Source organism: Shinella zoogloeoides (assembly GCF_020883495.1).
GTDB classification, from domain to species: domain Bacteria; phylum Pseudomonadota; class Alphaproteobacteria; order Rhizobiales; family Rhizobiaceae; genus Shinella; species Shinella zoogloeoides.
On record NZ_CP086610.1, the window covers coordinates 98,266 to 117,751 of the forward strand.

Below are 19,486 nucleotides of genomic sequence, written 5' to 3' on the forward strand. Positions count from 1 at the left end.
TATCCCTATGTGATAAATCGTTGCCATACAGCATCGTGGAAGAATTCACCGACTTCCAATGACGCACCCGGCTGGGTCATGACTTTCAAGCGGAAACGTCGGTCAAGCACATGCAGGGGCTCTGCACCATGGCGATGCTCATCCTGCAGATTTTTGAAGATGCCGACAGAAACAATATACTCCATCGCTCCGAGGCGCACTGGCGATAAGGTCACTTGATCACGATGACGTCCGGCGGAACGGGAGGACGGTGAACTGACGATCTGCGCTGCACAACGTCCATCCATCCGGTAAATTGCTACGACAATCCGGCAGGATTCAATTTCGATGTCTGCTTCCCAATTGATTTCAATTGTCGCATCCTCCCCGCAAAGAAATGCGCGGCGTTCTTCTTTCTGTTCATCTTCGAGAGAAAAGAAACTTACGGTTTGGATTTTAACGCCGCCCTCACCATAAGAATCGCCATCCACAATATGATCATCATTCCGGGCGGACGCGGCGTCTTCGGCAGGGCTTTCGGGTAAACCTAACAGCTCGCGCGGCAGCGAGATGCGCTCCATGTTCCATGCGCTGTCATAGTCGGGTGAAAGTGTTGCCACTGTGCTATAGGTCTCACCCGATAATATCTCGACCCGCACCTCCTCGCCATCGGCTACGGCATGTTCAATATCAAGATAAACAGGCCCGGATATCGCATGGCTTGTCGGCAGGTTGATAGCAAAAGGTGCATGCAGATAGCGTCCCTTTTCATCAGAAAAATCGCGCCATACCACTTTGTCATTGCCTATTCTGGGGGGAGACCAGTTGGTAAAGCCTGGCGCATCCAGCAAATAGATAGCTTCCGCTGAATCATTGTCACGCGCATCCCCAAGCCGCAAACAAGCTTGCTCCTGCCCGGAAAAGGAAAGACGAAGCGAGCGGATAGAGTGACGTTTTTTGGGCGCAGATGGGGCGCCGGTTACAAAGCGGCCAGTCAGAATGGTCTTGTCAGGCCCTTTTTCGGCCGCGTCAGGATTTATGCCGGAGCCTGAAGCTTTCAGGCGCATATCTTCCTGTCGGCGAACTGCCCCCATATAGGATTTGCACAAGGTCAGCGTATCGCCTTCGGCAACAAGACGGCCCCGGTCAATCCAGGCGGCGCGGTCGCACATCATCTGAACCGAAGCCAGATCATGCGAGACAAGAATCAATGTCGCACCGGCGCTTGTCATTTCCTGCATTCGTCCCGCTGCCTTGATCGAGAAATAGGCATCGCCAGCGCCCAATATTTCGTCAACAATCAAAATGTCGGGCCTAACGCTTGTTGCAACGGTAAAAGTCAGACGCGCCTGCATGCCGGCCGAATAGGTCCGAAAGGGCTGGTGAATGAAATCGCCAAGCTCTGCAAACTCGATAATCTCCCCGGTTTTCGTTTCACTCGCCCTGCCGGTCAATCCGAGATAGGCAAGCGAAGCACGCACATTCTGCATGCCGGTCAGGTCGGGATGAAAGCCGGTGCCAAGCTCCATAAGGGCCGTCACACGCCCGGCAACCCGCAGCGAACCGCCGCTTGGGCGTATCAAACCGGCAATAAGTTTGAGCAATGTGCTCTTGCCCGCGCCATTGCGGCCAATAAGGCCAACACGCTCCCCGCGCTTCATGGTCAAATTGACATCACGAAGTGCCCAAAAATCCCGGGCAGATTCCCGTGGGACTGCTACCCCCAGAGCATTCAGCACACGCCAGCCCTTGGAGCTGAATAGCCGATAATGCTTGCTGACATCTTGCAGCGAAATGATGGGGTCAGACATGGTCGGTTGCCATTGCTTTTAGGCGCTGGATGAGCGTGAAGCCCAAGAGGAACAGCGCCAATGAAACGCCACCGAACGCGAGAAGATGGCGCCAGGGAATTACGCCGAAGTGAATGAGATCGCGGTAAATCGAAATCATGTAGTAAAGCGGATTTATAACCATAATCGGCATCATTTCCGGCGGGATCATGTCATTTGTATAGCCAATGGGCGAGACAAGCATCAAAAAAAGAATAAGTGGCGAGACCAGATTGGAGATGTCGCGGAAAAAAACATTGAAGATTGATAATATCCAGACGATTCCGACAGAGAAAAGGAATTGCACAAGAAACGCGAGGGGCAGAGCAAGTTGCGTCCAGAGCGCTTCGCCCCGGGCAATGAGAATGCCCATCAGCAAGGCAAGCCCGACCAGCATGGTGACCGAGGATACCAGCACCGATTTCATGGCAATGAGTTCGACCGGGAAGATTGTCCCTTTCATGAGCGAGCGGTTATCCACGAGACTGCTCACGCCTGAAGACAGCGCTTCGCTAAACCCCAGAAAGGGAATGAGCCCGGAAAATATGATGAGCGTATATTCAAACGAACTCTTCCCCGGCAGACGGATTTGCAGGATCAGGTTGAATACGAGGCTATAGAGCCCCAGAAATAATATTGGGAACAGCACTGTCCAGGCAAGGCCAAAGAAACTTGCCGCGTGACGCTGGCGCAGATCGTAGAGAAACGTCGCGATCAGCGTTTTTCGATGCTGCCAGATGAGGGTAAAAGGTAAAGTCACGGCCACTCTCCGCCTGATTTTGCGCAAGTCTGAAGATCAAGCGTACCTAATTCATCTGGCTCCACGCGGGATTTGCGGATAACGCCGCCGGTTTCCGCCCCGAGTGCGGAGATTTCATTATAGTAGACGTAACCAAGCTCTGTATTGTTTTCAAAGGCCATTCCATACAGCATCGGCGAGTCATTGCCACTCGCGTCAATATGCAGCGGATTGCCGGGTAATTTGATGAATGCGCCAGTAAAATCGCGGCAATAAGCGTTCCACACATGCCGTTCATCGGCGATCATTTCTTCCAGAAGGAACAATTGCACATCCTTATGAACAACGCCACCGATTGTATAGATTCCGGCCTTTGCCGCCCCGCGAGACGCCCAGACGCTGTTGGCCGCTGTCCATTGCGTGCCATCAGGTGAACGCGCGGACATAATGGCCTGAACACTGCCTTCATTGACCACATAGAACACTTCAAATCCACCATCCGGGTGGCGCATGAGCAACGGGTCGAGGACAAGGAGATCGCGCAGCACGGCTTGCGGCGCGCTCCATTGCGCGCCATCAGACGAATGGGACAGATAAAGCGTATCATATGTCACACTGGCTTTCGAAGCTGCCGCAAAAACCATGGTGTAACGCCGCGCGCCATTTTCCTCAAAGGCGATGACATTCGGGAAGGCATAATTGCCAGTAAAGGGTAATGTGCCATCGTCAAAAATCTGGCCCTGCCGCGTCCAGTTCTCGCCCATTTGAGAGGTGGCGAGATAAATCCGCCAACGACCATCTTCCCCGATGGCAGAATATAAAATCCGCTTCCCATCCGGCGTTGTGATAACACTCGGATATTCGACATGCCTGGATTCTTGCGAGTTAGGCACGAGATCAAGCACAGGCGTCGCCTCGTCAATCCACTCAAACTTGTGATCCGGAAGAGCTGCGAACGGCACCAATTGCGCCGATTGCCGCCAGCTATTGGCGACACGTGTAAGAGGCTTGGAGCTGGAAAGCGTGCCGAGGATCTTTGCGAGTTGAAAATTATCATCCCAATATTGGGGGTTCACTGCCGGTTTCGCGCCTTCCATAACACTTGCTGCACGGATCGATTCGCCGAGAGGAAAGGTGAATGTTGGCGCCGCTCCATTGATCTGTCCTATCGCCATATATTCAGCTCCTGTATAGAACTGGACATCAAGCGACCGGTTATCCTCGATAGCGGCTTCGATATACAAAGAGAGGTGTTCGACGCCTTCAGGAATGGTGAAAGTAAAGGGGGCGTGGTTGTATTCACCCTGATCTGGAATATAGCGCCGGAAGGTTTCATCTCCCTCGGAGTCCTTTTCGCCCCAGTTCTGATAGGCCGGATCATTCCATATATGGGTCGGGCTCGACATGGTATCATCACCGTCACTGCCAATATCGAGCCTGGCAATCACCTCGTCATCTGAACGCAATTCAAGTGTGTGGATTTTGGCCTTTGCCGCGCCAACAATGCGAAACAGGACTTCTGCGCGTTTCGGAGCGAGTGAATAACGCGAAATAATCGTCCTGTGGGTAGAACTGGCCAGCGTATAGCGCTCAATATTGTTTTCATACCAGCGCGTGGCCTCATCAAAGAGTTTGAGCGCGTCATCATCGGCAAAAATGCGTGCATAATCATGCAGGGCAATCGCCGCCACCGCCGAGCCATTAAGCACATGGGTCGCGGGCTCAGTTGGATATTCCTCGAAGGTGACGCCATCCGTATCGCGCCCGGCAAAACCGCCCTGATCCTTGTCTACGAGATAGCTGCGATAGGTGGTCCGCGCCGCATCAGCCCAACGCGCCTCACCCGTCGCCTCGTAAAGATAGCTGAACAGCCCCACTGCCAGCCCTTGCGTAAGACCCGAAACCCAGGGCGCTTTCATCTCATAAGGCCAGAAGGTTACAAGGTCCCATTGAAAGGGGAAGAACAGCCCGCGGTGTCGCCACTCGGCATGGTCAAGCAGCCATTGCCCGTGTTCCGCTGCCGCCGCCCGATTTCCGCGCAATATCAAGAGCAATCCGTCCGAGGCAACCTTTGTCGGATGATCGAGACATGATTTTCCTTCCGATTGCCAACCGATACGTGGTGCGACGCATGGCGTGACTTCCGGTGTGGTTTCCGTTCCAAAAGCATGCGTAACATCGCCATAAAACATCTGCAAGCCGCGCAGCTTTGCATCTGCAAATGCCAGCGTGGAAAAACAGAATGTCCATGCAGCAAGAAATGCAGCAAGGGCAAGACGAAACCAGGCGGTCATATATTGTGAATCCCTTCGGGCAAGCGCGCATAAATTTCCAGAAGCTTCTGCCCCTCCACATCCCAGTTGAGACGCAAACCTGCCTTGCGCGCGGCGGATTTGAGGGTGGCAAGGCGGTCTGGCTCTTCAAAGATTGAACAAACCGCTTCCGCCAAAGCCTCGGGGACATTCATATCAGCGACAAGGCCAAATCCATATTCATCGGCAATATCACGCAGAAATGGCAGATCATTGGCAAGGAACGGCACACCGGCCACGGCAAATTCAAACAGCTTGTTGGGGCTGCAATAGAGGTGATTGAGATCGACCGGACGATAAGGAATGACGCCCAGATCGGCTTCCCATGTGAGTTCTGCCAGCTCATCCGGCTCCATGCGACCCATAAAAATCACGCGCCCGTCATCCGTGCCCTGCTCGCGGCTGATCGCCTTTAATTGCGGCTCGCAATCGCCATAACCAACGAGCACAAGATGAACGCCTTCTGGGAAATGCGCTGCCGCCCGCACCAGCACATCAATGCCGCGCTCGGGCGACATCCAGCCCTGATAAAGCACGATGCGCGCCGCCTCAGGCAGTTTCAATCGCGCGCGCAAACCGCTTGACGCGCGGTTGTTTTCTTCTGCGAGCGGGGCGGCATTCAAAAGAACGGACGGAATTTTGCAATTATAATCACGCGCCATGATGCCTGCAATATAGGGATTGACGGTGATCGCCGCATCCACTGCGTGAATGAGGCGTTTTTCCTGCCGTTTATAGCGCCGCTGGACCCAGCCGGGCAGGATCTCTTGTCCGTGATAGAGTTCATGCGCGTCATAGACGAGCGTAGAGCCAAGCCGCTTTTTCACCTCAATGCCAACCCGCAGCAGTGGGAAATCATGAACATGCAGCACATCAAATCGCCGTGTCACAATCTGACGCAGCACAAAATGCTCAAAACTTGTTAATCCCGTAACAAGTGCGAGGGCCTTGCGTGTCGCACGCCATAAATAAGGCCAGGAACGGTTGTTGCGGTACTTGACGAAAGAGAGCAGCCTCTGCGCGCGCGTATCGTTCCAGTCAAACACGAAGCGGGAGATGTGGATGCCATCCAGGTCATAATCTGCCGGTTTCGGGCATTCAAACCCGGCCAGTATTTCCACCTGATGCCCCGCATCACGCAGGCTCATAGCCTCCTGAAGAATGCGCCGGTCGATCATCAAATGATCGGTGGATATCATTAAAACACGTTTTGGCATGGAGGCACTCGGTGTTGGCCCGCTTGCTCTGTTGGCTTTTTGAGTATCTTTGGTCTTGGACGACACGCTATCGGCCAGATATTTGTATATCGCTTCAAGTTTTCCGGTAACCGCTTCCCAGCTTTGCGTTTTCGCGATTTTTCCCGCCAATGTTCCAATATCGAAGTCGTTGTGGGTTTTTGCCATACGCACAACGCCTTCGCTTAATCCCTCCTCGCTATTTGGAACGATTAAACCGTTTTCTCCGTCGATGACAAAGTCTTCTGGTCCACCGCAGGCAGTTGTCAGAACAGGGCGCCCACAGGCGAGCGCTTCAAGTGCCACAAGGCTGAACGTCTCTTTATGGCTTGAAACGACGAGAAAATCATGCGCCCACATCGCCGCTGCAACGTCCGGCCGTTCTCCGGCTGGCAGGAAAGTGACATGCGGGCCCATGCCAATTGTATCGGCGAGTTCCCGCACGCCATCCAGTTCCCCGCCGCCCATCAGCGTCAGGTCCACCTCCGCGCCTTGCACATTCGCTCGCGCAAGCGCCCTGATAAGGCGATCAACGCCCTTGACCGCACTCACATGACCCACCCACAACATGCGTGCGCGCGCGCTTCTGGTTTGCCGCATCCGCTCTGGTGTGGGCCTTTGCGTCGAACCAGAAAAGTCTATCAGTTCTTCGTCTGCCTGGCCCTTCGGTTCGTCAAGACACTGCGGGATCTCAGGTGCTGTTGGGTGAGCAGGAAAATAAATGGTGGGATCGACGCCATTGCCGAGCACTTCCGCACGCTCAGCCACAGCGCCCAATTCCGCGATCATGTCGTTGCGCAGGGCCTGGCTCACCGCCAGCACCCGATCTGCCTTTCGCACCGCTACGCCCGTAAAATACCGCATGGCGACATTGCGTGTGAGAACCGAAAACGGACCCATGTGTTCCGTCAGCACAACCGGGCAGCCATATCGCTTCCCCAGTTGAACTGCCGTATATCCATCTAGAAAAGAGGTATGGGCGTGGATGATATCGAAAGGAAATCTGGCCCGAGCCGTATCGATTACACGCAGCGCTGCTTGCAAGTAAGATATGGCATGAACAAAATTGCGGAAAACACCGCCCACGCAATAAGGAAAGTACATAACCGGCACCCCGTCATGTTGGCACCAGCGCAGAGGCTGTTCCTGCCAAGCACGAAGTCCCTTTATAATGCGACGTGGCTTGCGCGTAGATATCCAGAACGGCTCACCAGACAGGACCGCAACCACGTTCCCCTGCTGCCTGAGTGCCTTGACCTGCTCATGAACAAAAATCCCGCCTATTGGGTAAGAGTCGCGCGGATACATATGCGACAGAACAAGAACGCGCGGGGGGGTCATGCATCAACACATTCTTGCGCAAGCATTTTTCTGTAATCGCCCGCACGATCATGGAAAGTCTGCTGCCACAATTCAAGGCTCAGAAGGCCCCATGTCTTGCGCGAAAAGGAGGCCTCGCGGTCGAAATTAGCCAAAACCGCGTCAGCATTGATGTAGGCACGGTGGCGCTCCTTCATGACGCAGAAGGTTTCTGCAATCATGCCGTTCAATGGCCCGGCAAACCATTCCTTGAGGGGCACAGGAAAACCCATCTTATCGCGCCGCTCAAGGATTGGTTTTGGTAATATATCGGCATAGACATTCTTGACGAGTTGTTTCAGACGACCACCGGGGAATTTGATATTTGCCGGCAGCGTTGCGGCAAATTCCACCAACGAATGGTCAAGAAATGGCACGCGGCTCTCAAGGCCATGCGCCATGCTCATACGATCCTCGACTGTAAGCAGGGCCGGCAACAGGCATTTGAAATCAAAATGCGTCATGGCATCGAAATAAGACTGCTTGCGCACATTGGCTTCGTTGTTGAATATCCCCTGGAACGTGCCAAACACGGATGCCATATTGAGTTCGTCCCAAGCAATTTCTTCTTGCATATCATTGGCGCGATTGGCGAGGCGGAAATAGCGCTCGTCCATTGGCCCAAACAAGCCGTCGCGCCAGAATTCACGCATCAAGGGCTTGTATTCTCGCAACAATCCGAGATTGGGAACGATCGATTCAATCGTAACGATAAAATTGCCGTTCTTGTAGTTCCCGTCAATCGCCGCTTTGATACTTTGCTCGAAATAGGCTAGGAGATAACGGGCATAGCCACCAAAAATCTCGTCGCCGCCCTGTCCGCCAAGAACGACGCGAACATGCTCGGAGGCAAGTTTCGAGACCATGAATTGGGGGAAGGAGCCTGGCCCCGCAATTGGGAAATCAAGATGATAGATGACATCGCCTATATGGCGACGAAAATCTTCATGCCCGATATCAGCAACATGCAACTCGCCGCCCATAGCATCCGCCGCCAGGCGCGCATAGCCACTCTCATCATAACCGGGATATTCGGTGAACCGCCCGTTGAAAGCCAGACGGTTGGCGCCATCATGACGTGCGGCGAGCACCCCCATCAGGCTTGAATCGATGCCGCCCGAAACATAGGCGCCGACAGGCACATCGCTGCGCAAATGCATACGCATGGAATCGTCAAGAATACCGCGCAACCGCTTCTCAAACCAGGCCGGGCTGTGGTCTTCATCCACTTCATAGCGGACATCCCAATAGCGTCGAACCTTGACCTTGCCATCTTCAACGACCAGCATATGGCCGGGCGACAGTTCCTTGATGCCCCGAAACAGCGTGTTCTCGCCGATGCAGTACTGGAAGGTGAGATATTCGGCGAGCGCGGACTCATCGGTCGCGATCTCCGGGAGGGACGGCAAGAGCGCCTTTGCCTCGGACGCGAAATAGAAAATGCCGTCAACCGTGGTGTAATAGAAGGGCTTGATGCCAAAACGATCGCGCGCGCAGAAGAGGCGCTGCCTTCGCTGATCCCATATCGCGAAGGCGAACATGCCGATAAGATGCTCAAGGCAATCCTCACCCCAGCGATCATAGGCGGCAAGAACAGCTTCCGTGTCCGTCTTGCTACGAAACGTCCAGCCTTGCGCTAATTGTTCGCGTAATTCGACGAAGTTGTAGACCTCGCCATTGTGGATGATGCAATCGCCAGATTGCGCCTCCATCGGCTGCGCGCCCGCCGAGGACAAATCGATGATGCTCAACCGGCGATGGGCAAATCCGACATGCTGCTCTGGCGTTTGCCATGTGCCCGCCCCATCTGGCCCGCGATGGGCAATGAGTTGGTTCATGACCCTGAGTCGACGGCTCATATCCGCGACGGGTCCGCCATCAAGGTGGATCAGGCCAGCAATTCCACACATGGCTCAGGCTACCTGGAAGCAGAAGGCACGGGCGGCAGAAATGATGCGATCCTGAGTATCCGTGTCGAGATAAGGATGCATCGGCAGGCTTATCACTTCGCGGGCAAGTTTGTCGCTGATCGGTAGCCCGCCTGGCGCAACCGGATACTGACGATAGCCCGTCTGCCTATGCATCGGAATGGGATAATAGACTGCCGTCGGAATGCCAGCCTCTTTCATATGTGCCGCAAATTTCTCGCGCTCGGCAACGCGGATCGTATATTGTGCCCACACCGAAGACAGGCCATCCGGCACCACAGGCGTTTTGATGACGTTAGCGAGTTCCTGAGTATAACGCACGGCCACCCGATCTCGCGCTACGATCTCGTCGGGAAAGATAGCGAGCTTTTCGATCAGGATGGCTGCTTGCATGGTGTCGAGACGGCTATTCACACCTACGCGCACATTGTCGTATTTATCGGTTCCTTTGCCATGGACCGCAATCGAGCGCAGAAGTGCCGCCTTCTCGTCATTATCCGTCAGTATCGCGCCGCCATCGCCATAACAGCCAAGTGGCTTGGCCGGGAAAAAACTGGTCGTCGTGTAGTGGCCAAGCGCTCCAGCAAAACGCCCCTTGTAGCGCCCGCCGAAACCCTGCGCCGAATCGGCGATCACGATCAGGCCATGGCTCGCTGCAAATTCATTGATCGCATCATAGTCAGCCGGTAGGCCGAACAGATCGACAGGGATTACAGCGCGCGGGTTCAATCCAAGTCTGCTCGCCTCCGCAACAGCAGCAGCCAGGCTATCCACGTCCATATTGAACGTGTCCTCGCGCACATCGACGAAAACCGGCGTTGCGCCGGCAAGCGGCGCGACTTCAGCAGTTGCCACGAAGGTAAAGGCGGGCACGAATACGGCGTCTCCAGCCCCCACCCCCTCCGCCATCAGGGCGAGGCTTAGCGCGTCCGTGCCGTTGGCGCAGCTTATGGCATGGCGGGCGCCGCAGAACGCAGCAAGCCGCTCTTCGAATGTCCGCACTTCCGGCCCGGAAATGTAAGCTCCATGCTCCAGCACGCGAGCCACGGCATCCGGAATACGTGATCCAAGCGCCGCCGCCTGCGCCTTGAGATCGATAAACGCAACTGACATCAAGCAACCTCTTGCAACAGCAAAGCATCCTCATCGAGGCGATAGCGCGTTCCGGTTTCCGGGCACGAAAAATCACTCCCAAGCCGGTGACCCGCCTTGCTCATCCAGCCGACGATCCGGGCGGGATTGCCAACGACCAGCGCATGGGCCGGAACATCTTTTGTTACAACCGCGCCAGCCCCAACGAAACTGTATTCGCCAAGAGTCGTTCCGCACACGATGGTCGCGTTGGCACCGATCGTTGCCCCGTGCTTGACCAATGTTGTGCGAAATTCGTTCTTACGTTCGATTTCGGCGCGCGGGTTATTGACATTGGTGAACACGCAGGAGGGGCCGCAAAACACCCCATCCTCCAGCATGACACCCTTATAAAGGCTGACATTGTTCTGGATTTTGCAATTGTCGCCAATGCTCACATCCGGGCCGATCATGACATTTTGTCCAACGCTGACATTGCGCCCAATCTTCACGCGCCCCAGCACATGGCTGAAGTGCCAGATCTTGCTTCCAGCGCCGATCTCCGCGCCATCATCGACAATCGCGCTGTCATGCACGAAGGCACCAGCAAATCGCTCCGCCTTTTCGGCGCCAAGCCCGACAACCTCACCCGATTTCAGGGACGCTTCGGCAGCATGAAGAAGCTTTAGGACGCGCACGCCCTCGGCGCCGTCGGTCAAGGCGCGCCCGCCTGCCGCGGCCACTTCCAGAAAGTGACGGCATTCGCATTTGAGCGGCTCATCCTGAGCGACAACCACCGCCTGCCCCTCCGCCTTGACGGGCTCCGGCACGCCACCTTGCCAATCGATGCGATGGGGGTAAATCGTCAGCTTCCGTTCCCAGGGCTGGCCGTCGTCGAACACCGCCATGGCGCGCTCACCAACCGCGACCAGCTTCTGCTCCTTGAAAGGATGCAGCCAGGAAACGAAAACATGCGCTTCAACGCCGCTCGCAAACGAGACATGCGCCGTAGCCGTATCGCACAATTGCTTGTGGAGCCAAGCTCCGCCCGTGGCGTAGACACGCTCCGGTTCTTCGCCCACTAGCGCCAGAATCATTGAGAGGTCGTGCGGCGCAAAGCTCCACAGTACATCCTCTTCGCGGCGGATTTTACCGAGATTGAGCCGATTTGAATAAACATGCCGCAATTGCCCGAGATCGCCTGCCGCAACCATCTCGCGCAGCTTCACGAACACCGGATGGTATTGCAGCAAATGCCCAACCATGAGCACGCGACCAGCCTCGCGAGCCGCGCGCTCCATTTCGCGCGCTTCATCGAGCGACAGGGCGATGGGCTTTTCCACAAAAACGTGCTTACCGGCCCTGAGCGCCCTCAGGCCAAGTGACGCATGCAGCCATGCCGGTGCGGCAATAGCGACAGCCCCGACAGCCGGATCAGCGAGAATGGCTTCAACAGAACGCGCGGGCGCGCCATATTCGTGCGCCATGTATCTGGCCACATCTGGATCGGGGTCATGCACCGCCGCCAGCGCACCCAAATCATGGAACGTTCGAACGAGGTTCTTGCCCCAATAACCGCATCCCAGTACAGCCACATTCATCATTGCAACTCAACCCCATCACGCCCTGACAATACGGTCCAGGCTACCGGAAACCGCACGCGTTGCGTTGCGCGTATCAACCACCACTCCGCTCCAATTGACCAGGGACTGATAATCGACTTCGTCATGGTCAGTGCAGATAAGAACCGCATCGAACCCTTCTATTGTTGCCTTGTCGAAGTTCACCGAACGCATGCCCGCGTACTGATTGTGCTCGCGCGTATGGCCAATGACAGGAATGAAGGGATCGAAATAGGCAACATCCGCCTTGCGCGCCTGAAGCATCTCCATGATGACGAGAGCTGGACTTTCTCGCATATCGTCCACATTCTTTTTGTAGGCGATGCCGGCAATCAGAATGCGCGCGCCCTTCAGTCCCTTGCCAAGACGATCATCCAGAGCAAAAGCAAGCCGCTCGACCACATAGGACGGCATCGCTGTATTGATTTCGCCAGCCAGTTCGATAAAGCGCGTAGTGATCGAATATTCGCGCGCCTTCCAAGTCAGGTAGAAGGGATCGATGGGGACACAATGCCCGCCAAGGCCCGGGCCCGGATAGAACGGCATATAGCCAAAAGGCTTAGTCTTGGCCGCATCGATGACCTCCCAGACATTTATACCCATGCGCTCGAACACGAGTTTCAACTCATTGACGAGCGCAATATTGACCGAGCGGAAAATATTCTCGCTCAGCTTGACCGCCTCCGCCGTTGCCGCCGAAGAAACTGGCACTACCTTTGTGATAAAAGAGCCATAAAGCTCCTGCGCGAGCACCCGGCTTGCTACATCATCAGCGCCGACCACCTTGGGTATTGTTGCCGTCTCGAAATTCGGATTGCCCGGATCTTCCCGCTCTGGCGAAAAGGCCAAGAATATATCGCGCCCGACCTCAAGCCCACTCCCCTCCAGAATGGGTTGCACGACTTCCTTTGTCGCACCCGGATAGATTGTAGATTCTAAAACTATCAACTGCCCCGCGCGCAAATAAGGAAGGATGCTTTCCGTCGTGGCAATGACATAGGAAAGATCGGGTTCGCGATAGCGCGTCAAAGGCGTCGGCACGCAGATCAGCATGACGTCGACTTGGCGAAGGATAGAAAAGTCGCCCGTTGCGGAAAAGCGATCACTATCGCTCATCGCCTGAACGCCCGCATCCGGGAAATGACGAATATAGGATTTCCCGGCGTCCAGGGCGTCGACTTTATCCGAGTCTATGTCGCAGCCGACAACAGAAAAATCCGCCCGCCACAAGCCGCGTACGAGCGGCAGCCCGACATAACCCAGCCCTATAACGCCGATTGTCGCCTGCCTCTGGGTTATACGAGAAAGAAGTTCCCCGGCGCCATGTAATCCTGTCGAAGCGCCGATGTCGTCGACAAGAAAGTCAGCGGCACTATCTTTCGCAGAAAACTCAAAATCCACAGATCACCCCCAAAACACAACGACCGACCAGAAGACTTCGAAAGAAGTCGCGGAGGCCACGGATCCGTCCAAACCAGATTATCATGCTCTACTCCTAACCTTCCAAAACCCGAAAATTCTGGTGTCTTATGCTACGCAAGTTGTCTGATCGCAACCCAATATGTCGATCGGGGCGTGAAATAATGCGCTGGATCACCAATGATCGCGCCAAGCCTTTCATGGACTGGTTCATGCAGAGTGGATGGCCAAATCGCAATGTGCAGATGGCGCGCATGATGGCAGTCGGCGAGCCACGCTTCATCAACCGACATTTCCCATATAACCTTCACTTGGTCGCCAATTTAGCAGCTCCCGTTACCAGAAAATAGAATTTTCTTCGATCGGTGATGCGACAGCCTCGATTTGACGGTTTGGTCAAGCTCAGGCCCCTGTTGGCAGTTTTTTGTCGTCATCCGAACGCACTTCTCCCATCTGGTTCCCTGTGCTGTCGATGATCCCGGCCTACGCCGGAGCGGGTCTTCGTCGCAGGTCGTCAATCAGGCTCAGGATTTTCCGGAACAGTTCCCTCGGCACGGCGACCTCCGCCATTTGGAAAGTGGCATAGCGGCCATGGCGAACGACCTTGGCTCCGATCTTGACCAGCTTCTCGCTCAGCGTCGTCAGCGACCAATGCTCGACCTCTTCTGGCAGGGCCAATGTCCGCATGAAGTTGGCGAGGTTGTAGGCCAGGGCATGAAGCTGAAGGCGAACCTCGTTGTTGCGGAACTTGCGGCACGACAGCCGGGTCCACTTGATGGCGTTCTTGCCTTCCTTGATGTGCTGCTCCGCCGTGCCACGGTGATTGTAAAACGCCACAACCCGATTGGCAGGACGAGACAGGTTGGTGACGATGAAGCCGACGCGGGGGTACAACTCGCCGGGATGCCATTCGACCTTGGCAACGACGCGGCGTTTTCTGTTCCACGATCCGGCCTGATAGCTGAAGCTGGCGTAATAGCGCCGCACATGGTTCGGTGGGCGACCGACGGGGCGGGTCAGCAGATGAGCAATGCATCCCTGGAGAATCTTGTTCGCTTTGAGGCGGATGGCGTAAAGAAAACCTTCTGCTTCCAGAAACTCGTATATGTCCGGCGAAGCGAATGCCGCGTCGCCTCGAAAATAAAGCCGAACCTTCCTTTCCTTGTAGCGGTTCACCACCGGCTCCAGAACAGCACGCCAACCATCGGCGCTGTGGACATTGCCGGGGCGCAGGGAGCATCTTTCCAGATCACCGAATTGGTTGAACAGGAATAGCGGATGATAGCAGCTGCAGCCGAAGTGGCCGTTGTATGCCGTTCCCTCCCGTTCGCCATGGGTCGGGCTAACGCTACTGTCCATGTCGAGAATGATCATCTTCGGTGGACGGCGGTCATGAACACGGTCAATCCACGCCCCGCTCATGTCGGTCAGGGATTCAAAGTTAGCATCGGCCGCCAGAATCTCAGTCACGAAGCGCCCCATCTGGCTGCTTGATGCAGCCTGTCTTTCGACGGCCTTGCCGCCAACAACCCAACACATGGCGGGATCATGTCCCAGGCGCTCGGCATCGTTCACGTCTTCATACGGGCACAGCGATAGGGGGACCGAGCGACCACAAGATCGTCATCACGATCCACAGGGCCTACGAAAGCGGCCCTATCGATTTCGAACGTATGGCGAGACTGACAGCCCTTAGGCCGCATATCGCTCGTGCCGCCTTCATTTCCGCTCGCCTCCGGCTGGAGCAGGCCCGCGGCGCCGTGGAGGCGCTGGCGCGGATAGGACTTCCTTCCGCGGCTTTGTCGGGGCCGGGCCGGATAGCCATAGCCAATTCACTTTTCGATGCGCTTGTTCCCAAAATCGTTGTTGATAGCCCCAGCCGAATGCAGTTCGTTGATCGTGACAGCGACAAGCTGTTCCTCGCACAAATCCGCCAGACACTGGAGACCGGGCGCACAAGGCTGGGCAAGACCATTCCTATCAAGGCTTCTGAACTTCAGCCCGCCTTTGTGGTACATATTCTTCCGGTGGCGGGCGCAAGCCACGACATCTTTTCCGGCACCGAATGGTTGCTGATCCTCATTCCCGTCGAACGAACAGCGACAGTTTCGCCGGATTTGCTTGGTGGGCTTTTCGACCTCTCAACTGCCGAGGCCAAGGTTGCAAATGGCATATTGTCTGGGCGCAGTCTTGACGAAATTGCCGCTTCCTTCGGCCTCTCGAAGGAGACTACGCGTACTCAGCTGAAATCCGTCTTCGCCAAGACCGCTACGAAGCGGCACGTTGAACTGGTCAGCCTACTATCGGCGTCCACCATATTGTCAAAGTCACGTGACAATTAAGCCAAGGCAACAGATCGCGAGGGACCACGAGCTGCGCCGTCAATTTTTGCTGGAAACTGGATGCGGACCCGCGATTCAACACTTAATTTATCTACATATTTCAATTGTGTAAGTGTTCGCATCTTTTTCCTTGAAGGCGCGCCATTTCTTTCCATTAAAATCGGTCGATGATCACGCTTATTCCAACGCCGTGTTGAGCTTGGCTCCGTGCAGGCAAGCTGGCAGATCGCCGCTCCGATTCACGTTGATTGGCAGCCGAGAATAGCTCTCCCTCTCGTGAGGGGCGCAGAGGTAAGGCGGAGCCTTACGATAGGCCGGTTCGGCTTTGCATTGCTCAAAAGCCGTTCCGTCATCGACCAACTGCAATCTGTACATGCCGCTGCCCAATTTCATCTGCGCTGTAGATAAGCCGGTAAAACTGCTGTAGGCTGTTCTGGTTTTCCACATCAGGCCGGGAATGTAATTCTGCGTATTCGTTCTGCTCCAGCTTCCGCTAGGACCGTGGAAAATGCGCAGTCCATTGCTCGCAGCTATTTAATAGCTGTCGCGATCTTCAGTCTTTTCGTAAACATTCTATATCTGGCGTCCCCGATCTATATGCTTCAGGTATATGATCGCGTCGTACCCAGTCGCAGCACGAGTACCCTGCTGTTCCTGACGCTGATGGTTGTTGTTGCGCTGGCGGCGCTTTCTTCGCTCGATCTGGTTCGCGCGCAGATAATGTCCAGGCTTTCCGGACGTCTTGACCAGGTTCTGTCGAGTGCTGTCCTGGCGCTTTCCTTCCAGAGGGCGGACGATGCTGCAAAGCCGACGCTATTGCGCGATCTGGACGCGCTTCGGCAGTTCATCGCCAGCCCGCCACTTCTGGCGCTGTTCGATCTGCCGTTCGTTCCGATCTACTTGCTCGTCGCTTTCCTGCTTCATCCATGGCTTGGCTTTTTTACCCTGGGCTGCTGCCTGTTGCTGGCGCTTCTGGCGCTGGTCAACGAGTTGAGGCTTGCGCAGCCGCTTCGTGATTCGCGTGCCGCCGCCGTTCGCAGTCAAGCGTTCGCCGACATGGCAACCCGCAATGTCGAGGCCGTCATAGCGATGGGCATGCTCGACGGCGTGCTGCGTCGATGGTCCGAGGATCGTCTTGTCCATCGCGTTACACAGTCGACGGCCAGTGAGCGCTTGCTGGGGGCGGCAGGGCTTGCCAAATATCTGAGGCTGGTCATGCAATCCCTGGTGCTCGGCCTGGGCGCCTATCTGGCGGTGATGCAGCAGGTCAACGCGGGTGCCATTTTCGCGGGCAGCTTCCTTCTCGGCAGGGCGTTGCAGCCGCTCGAACAGCTTATCGGCGGCTGGCGCAACGCGATCGTCGCGCGTGCGTCCTATCTTAAATTGGTCAAGGCGTTGAACGCCGCCGACTCGGGCTCCAAAAAACTTGGCCTGCCTCGGCTGGAAGGAAATCTGGGGGTCGAAAACCTCCATGTTACGGTTCCCGGCGGTACGAAATTTCTTTTGAGAGCGGTTAGCTTCAAGCTGAAGGCGGGGGAGGTTCTTGGTGTCGTCGGCCCCTCCGGCGCTGGCAAGTCGTCGCTGGCCAAGGCGTTGGTGGGTGTATCGATGCCCGCCGCCGGTCTGGTGCGGCTGGATGGTGCCGATCTTCAAGCCCTGCCGCGTCATGAACGCGGGGCCGTTCTCGGCTACCTTCCGCAAGACGTGGAACTCTTTGCCGATACGGTGGCCGCCAATATTTCCAGGTTCCGTACGGGCGTGGACGAGGAGGTGGTCCTGGCGGCTCAACTGGCCGGCGTCCATGAGATGATCCTGCGCCTTCCCCAGGGTTACAACACGCAGATCGGTGAAGGAGGCGCGGTGCTTTCGGGTGGATACCGTCAACGGATCGCCTTGGCGCGTGCGGTGTTCGGTAATCCGAGCTTCGTTGTGCTGGATGAGCCGAGCTCCAATCTGGATGGTGATGGCGATATCGCGCTGGCGCGCTGTCTGGCTCAACTGCGCCAGCGCAGATGTACGGTCGTGTTGGTGTCGCACCGCCCGACGACCCTGTCCTCTGCAGATCACATTCTGCTCCTGAGGGAGGGAAAGGTGGAGGCTTTCGGTCCGAGGGACGAAATAGCTGCCAAGTTGATCGAACACAGGGAGCGCTCTCCCCGTATGATCGGTGATGCCAATGGCTGATACGATGCCGGCTGTTGGTGGGGGAAGGACCATAACGGTTGCCGAGGAGCCGATATCGCCGCGCGGCCCGATTACTGCCGGCATTCTGATTGTTGTCCTGTTCTTTGGGCTGTTCGGCGGCTGGGCGGTCTTCGCCCCCCTTAATGGCGCCATCATCGGAGACGGTACGGTTACCGTGGAAGGGAACCGGCGAAAGGTCGATCACTACGAGGGCGGTGTGGTTGAGCAGGTTAAGGTGCGCGACGGATCTTTCGTCACGGCGGGCCAGGTTCTTATCGCACTTGATGACACCAAGCTGCTGGCACAAACCGAAATCTACGGCCAGCAGCTTGCGGTTGCCCGCGCAACCGAAGCCCGCTTGATCGCCGAGGCGACCGGTGCGGCGGCAATCGAGTTCCCGGCTGTGCTGCGCGACGGGCTTCTCCCTTACGCTGCGGAAGCCATTGCCAGCCAACGCGAGGAGTTCAACGTCCGCCGCGAGGCCCTGGAAGGAGAACGAGGGGTTCTGCGCTCGCAGATCGAGGATTTGGAAAAGCAGATGGCGGGGCGCGAGCTCCAGATTACGTTGCTGCGGCTCCAGATCGAGTCGTTTGCAAGTGAGCTCGAAGGGTTGGACCAGCTTCTGTCGCAGGGACTGGCTACCCGCGAGCGGACACTGGCGCTGCAGCGAAACAAGACCGCTCTCGAAGCCCAGATCGCCGGCCATGAGGCGGACATGGCGTCTCTCAATACAAAGATAGCCCAGTCTCGCCAGAGGGTTTCACAAATTTCGCTGGATCGCCGCAGCGAGGTCACGCGGGAACTGGCCGATGTTCGACAGAAAATCCTGGACATCGTTCCCGTGCTTGATGTCGCCAAGCAGGGGTTGGCGCGGTCGTTAATCGTTGCCCCGATTGAAGGCCGAATCGTCAATCTCGCCACGTTCTCGCCGGGAGAAGTCATCGCCCCCGGCGAAACGGTTCTCGAAATTGTCCCGGATCAGGCTCCGTTGGTCGTCTCCGCCAAATTCAAGCTGGAGGATATTTCCGAACTGGAAGTCGGCAGCGCGGCTGAAGTGCGCTTCTCAACGCTGACGGAACTCTATGCTCCATCTGTCAAAGGCAGAATAACCACTGTATCTGCCGATCAGGTCGTCGATGATCGAAGCGGCTCGCGATATTATATCGCCCAGGTCGCCGTAAATTCGGAAGATATCTCCAGGGTTGGAAAAATTGAGATGTATCCGGGGATGCCGGCTACGGTTCTCGTTACAACGAGAAATAGAACGGCTCTGGAGTATTTGCTATCACCGCTCTTGTCGACGCTGGATATGTCCTTCAGGCAGGGTTAGTATTATTTTTGAATTTCCCTGTTTATTTTGAAGTTTAATTCTCGATGTTGGTTGTTATGCCTTGGATTTTCAAGTGAGAATGAAAATCTTGCCGAGAATTTTCTTGAATTTCTAAAATACTCCTGTTCTGTATGTCT

General features: G+C 55.8%; 12 protein-coding genes and 1 pseudogene. 4 read left to right on the forward strand and 9 right to left on the reverse strand.

The features are described 5' to 3' along the window. Positions 1-5: 5 nt before the first annotated feature. From K8M09_RS00495 to K8M09_RS00535, 8 genes are read right to left on the reverse strand one after another with little or no spacing between them, the layout of a single operon-like run. Positions 6-1,790, reverse strand: coding sequence for an ABC transporter ATP-binding protein (locus K8M09_RS00495; protein ID WP_160787943.1), 1,785 nt, complete (start codon positions 1,788-1,790; stop codon positions 6-8). Continuing rightward, positions 1,783-2,568 carry an ABC transporter permease gene (locus K8M09_RS00500; protein ID WP_160787942.1) on the reverse strand — a complete coding sequence of 262 codons (786 nt, stop codon included), beginning with the start codon at positions 2,566-2,568 and terminating at the stop codon, positions 1,783-1,785. Before K8M09_RS00500 ends, K8M09_RS00495 begins: the two co-directional genes overlap by 8 nt. Beyond that, entirely contained in the window at positions 2,565-4,841 is a 2,277-nt protein-coding gene (locus tag K8M09_RS00505) for a D-glucuronyl C5-epimerase family protein (RefSeq protein ID WP_160787941.1), read from the reverse strand. Before K8M09_RS00505 ends, K8M09_RS00500 begins: the two co-directional genes overlap by 4 nt. Further along, positions 4,838-7,435 (reverse strand): glycosyltransferase, encoded by a 2,598-nt coding sequence (locus tag K8M09_RS00510; protein WP_160787940.1) that lies wholly within the window; start codon positions 7,433-7,435, stop codon positions 4,838-4,840. Before K8M09_RS00510 ends, K8M09_RS00505 begins: the two co-directional genes overlap by 4 nt. Further along, positions 7,432-9,363: an asparagine synthase (glutamine-hydrolyzing) gene (gene asnB, locus K8M09_RS00515; protein WP_160787939.1), complete on the reverse strand. Its 1,932-nt coding sequence runs from the start codon at positions 9,361-9,363 to the stop codon at positions 7,432-7,434. Before asnB ends, K8M09_RS00510 begins: the two co-directional genes overlap by 4 nt. A gap of 3 nt (positions 9,364-9,366) precedes the next feature. Further along, positions 9,367-10,494 carry a DegT/DnrJ/EryC1/StrS family aminotransferase gene (locus tag K8M09_RS00520; protein WP_160787938.1) on the reverse strand — a complete coding sequence of 376 codons (1,128 nt, stop codon included), beginning with the start codon at positions 10,492-10,494 and terminating at the stop codon, positions 9,367-9,369. Beyond that, entirely contained in the window at positions 10,494-12,056 is a 1,563-nt protein-coding gene (locus tag K8M09_RS23700; RefSeq protein WP_160787937.1) for a Gfo/Idh/MocA family oxidoreductase, read from the reverse strand. The genes K8M09_RS00520 and K8M09_RS23700 overlap by 1 nt, the downstream gene beginning before the upstream one ends. Positions 12,057-12,071: 15 nt before the next feature. Next, positions 12,072-13,421, reverse strand: a complete 1,350-nt coding sequence (locus K8M09_RS00535; RefSeq protein ID WP_160787951.1) for a nucleotide sugar dehydrogenase — start codon at positions 13,419-13,421, stop codon at positions 12,072-12,074. A 236-nt stretch (positions 13,422-13,657) separates the two neighbouring features. On the opposite strand from K8M09_RS00535, the gene K8M09_RS00540 reads away from it, so the two are divergent. Next, positions 13,658-13,843: a hypothetical protein gene (locus tag K8M09_RS00540; RefSeq protein WP_160787936.1), complete on the forward strand. Its 186-nt coding sequence runs from the start codon at positions 13,658-13,660 to the stop codon at positions 13,841-13,843. Between the two features lie 133 nt (positions 13,844-13,976). On the opposite strand, the pseudogene K8M09_RS00545 reads toward K8M09_RS00540, so the two are convergent. Continuing rightward, positions 13,977-15,086, reverse strand: a pseudogene (locus K8M09_RS00545) (IS1380 family transposase); the annotation flags it as partial. Between the two features lie 80 nt (positions 15,087-15,166). On the opposite strand from K8M09_RS00545, the gene K8M09_RS00550 reads away from it, so the two are divergent. The 3 genes from K8M09_RS00550 (at position 15,167) to K8M09_RS00560 (ending at position 19,349) form a co-directional block, all read left to right on the forward strand. Then, a complete protein-coding gene (locus K8M09_RS00550; RefSeq protein ID WP_160787935.1) occupies positions 15,167-15,835 on the forward strand; it encodes a helix-turn-helix transcriptional regulator in 669 nt (222 codons plus the stop codon). Between the two features lie 501 nt (positions 15,836-16,336). Then, the gene (locus K8M09_RS00555) at positions 16,337-18,019 is read left to right on the forward strand and encodes a type I secretion system permease/ATPase (RefSeq protein WP_229342048.1); all 1,683 of its coding nucleotides are present in this window, start codon (positions 16,337-16,339) and stop codon (positions 18,017-18,019) included. Continuing rightward, a complete protein-coding gene (locus K8M09_RS00560) occupies positions 18,012-19,349 on the forward strand; it encodes an HlyD family type I secretion periplasmic adaptor subunit (protein ID WP_160787934.1) in 1,338 nt (445 codons plus the stop codon). Before K8M09_RS00555 ends, K8M09_RS00560 begins: the two co-directional genes overlap by 8 nt. Positions 19,350-19,486 lie beyond the last annotated feature (137 nt).

Coding starts and splice junctions, on each gene's coding strand:
- K8M09_RS00510 (WP_160787940.1), bottom strand. CDS start 7,435: ATGACCCCCCCGCGCGTTCTTGTTCTGTCGCATATGTATCCGCGCGAC.
- K8M09_RS00540 (WP_160787936.1), top strand. CDS start 13,658: ATGCGCTGGATCACCAATGATCGCGCCAAGCCTTTCATGGACTGGTTC.
- K8M09_RS00560 (WP_160787934.1), top strand. CDS start 18,012: ATGGCTGATACGATGCCGGCTGTTGGTGGGGGAAGGACCATAACGGTT.
- K8M09_RS00520 (WP_160787938.1), bottom strand. CDS start 10,494: ATGTCAGTTGCGTTTATCGATCTCAAGGCGCAGGCGGCGGCGCTTGGA.
- K8M09_RS23700 (WP_160787937.1), bottom strand. CDS start 12,056: ATGATGAATGTGGCTGTACTGGGATGCGGTTATTGGGGCAAGAACCTC.
- K8M09_RS00505 (WP_160787941.1), bottom strand. CDS start 4,841: ATGACCGCCTGGTTTCGTCTTGCCCTTGCTGCATTTCTTGCTGCATGG.
- asnB (WP_160787939.1), bottom strand. CDS start 9,363: ATGTGTGGAATTGCTGGCCTGATCCACCTTGATGGCGGACCCGTCGCG.
- K8M09_RS00495 (WP_160787943.1), bottom strand. CDS start 1,790: ATGTCTGACCCCATCATTTCGCTGCAAGATGTCAGCAAGCATTATCGG.
- K8M09_RS00550 (WP_160787935.1), top strand. CDS start 15,167: ATGGCGAGACTGACAGCCCTTAGGCCGCATATCGCTCGTGCCGCCTTC.